Origin of the sequence: Barnesiella sp. An55, from assembly GCF_002161555.1 — a bacterium.
GTDB classification, from domain to species: Bacteria; Bacteroidota; Bacteroidia; order Bacteroidales; family Barnesiellaceae; genus Barnesiella; species Barnesiella merdipullorum.
Map to the genome: position 1 here is coordinate 1 of NZ_NFHZ01000038.1, position 1,708 is coordinate 1,708.

At 57.3% G+C, this 1,708-nt stretch carries 1 protein-coding gene; it reads right to left on the reverse strand.

All coding sequences use genetic code 11. The annotated features are described in order from the left end of the window. Positions 1-240, reverse strand: a 240-nt coding sequence (locus B5G10_RS12800; protein WP_206396580.1) for a hypothetical protein, incomplete at its 3' end; no start/stop codon positions are given. Between the last annotated feature and the right edge of the window lie 1,468 nt (positions 241-1,708).

Consider the following 1,708-nt stretch of genomic DNA (forward strand, 5'->3'; position numbering starts at 1 on the left):
ACGAACATAGTTGTTCATTCTTCTCAACAGCGAGAAGAACGAACCAAGAAGCGCCGCCGCTGTTATCGGGCCGAGTCGGTCGTGGGGCGGCGCCATCGTCGGGGGCTGCGGAACTCGCTGTGAGCTCAGACACTCCTCGCCCCGTTCCCTCCTCCGACTTGCCCTCTCCCTGCCCGATAAAGGCGGGGTTTCCCTTTGCTCCTCTATCTTTAGTTTGTTCCTTTTCCTGCTTTCTCCCATAGGCCGGACGGGCTTCATGCATACCGTTGTCTCCCGAGGCTGGACCCCGCATCACAGTGCGGGGTGACACGGTGCGCATTGAGTGCAAGGTGACATGATAGGTCATCCCGCGCTTCGACGCGGGATCCAGGAATACCCGCAAGGGAACGAACATAGTAATACGATACGTTCATTCTTCTCAGCAGCGAGAAGAACGAACCAAGAAGCGCCGCCGCTGATATCGGGCCGAGTCGGTCGCGGGGCGGCGCCATCGTCGGGGGCTGCGGAACTCGCTATAAGCTCAGACACTCCTCGCCCCGTTCCCTCCTCCGACTTGCCCGCTCCCTGCCCGATAAAGGCGGGGTTTCCCTTTGCTCCTCTATCTTTAGTTTGTTCCTTTTCCTGCTTTCTCCCATAGGCCGGGCTTCGTGCATACCGTTGTCTTTCCCATAGCTGGACCCCGCATCACAGTGCGGGGTGACACGGAGCGCATCGAGTGCGAGGTGACATGATAGGTCATCCCGCGCTTCGACGCGGGATCCAGGAATACCCGCAAGGAAACGAACATAGTGATACGGTACGTTCATTCTTCTCAACAGCGAGAAGAACGAACCAAGAAGCGCCGCCGCTGTTATCGGGCCGAGTCGGTCGCGGGCAGCGCCATCGTCGGGGGCTGTGGAACTCGCTATGAGCTCAAACACTCCTCGCCCCGTTCCCTCCTCCGACTTGCCCGCTCCCTGCCCGATAAAGGCGGGGTTCCGCTTACCATTATGTTCGGGGTGTGAGCTCTATCTTCTCCGGGCTGGACCCCGCATCAAGTGCGGGGTGACACGGAGTGCATCGAGTGCGAGGTGACATGATAGGTCATCCCGCGCCTTGACGCGGGATCCAGGAAATATCCGCAAGGATAAATACCATAGCCTCCAGTGCCTGGAGACCTGACAAGTCATCCCGCGCCTCGACGCGGGATCCAGGAATACCCACAAGGAAACGAACATAGTGAAGTGATACGTTCATTCTTCTCAGCAGCGAGAAGAACGAACCAAGAAGCGCCGCCGCTGTTATCGGGCCGAGTCGGTCGCGGGCGGCGCCATCGTCGGGGGCTGCGGAACTCGCCGTGGGCTCAGACAATCCTAGCCCCGTTCCCTCCTCCATCTTGCCCGCTCCCTGCCCGATAAAGGCGGGGTTTCCTTTGCTCCTCTATCTTTAGTTTGTTCCTTTTCCTGCTTTCTCCCATAGGCCGGACGGGCTTCGCGCATACCGTTGTCTCCCGAGGCTGGACCCCGCATCAAGTGCGGGGTGACACGGAGCGCATCGAGTGCGAGGTGACACCTCATGGCTTCCAGCTGTAATAAGTGATTGTGGCCTAATCGACAAAATTCAGGATGAAACCAGTTGAAAAACTTCCTAGTCGACAAAATTCAGGATAATCCTCAATAATGTCTTGATATATATTCGTCAATAAGTTTCATTCTATGAGCCTTGGTAA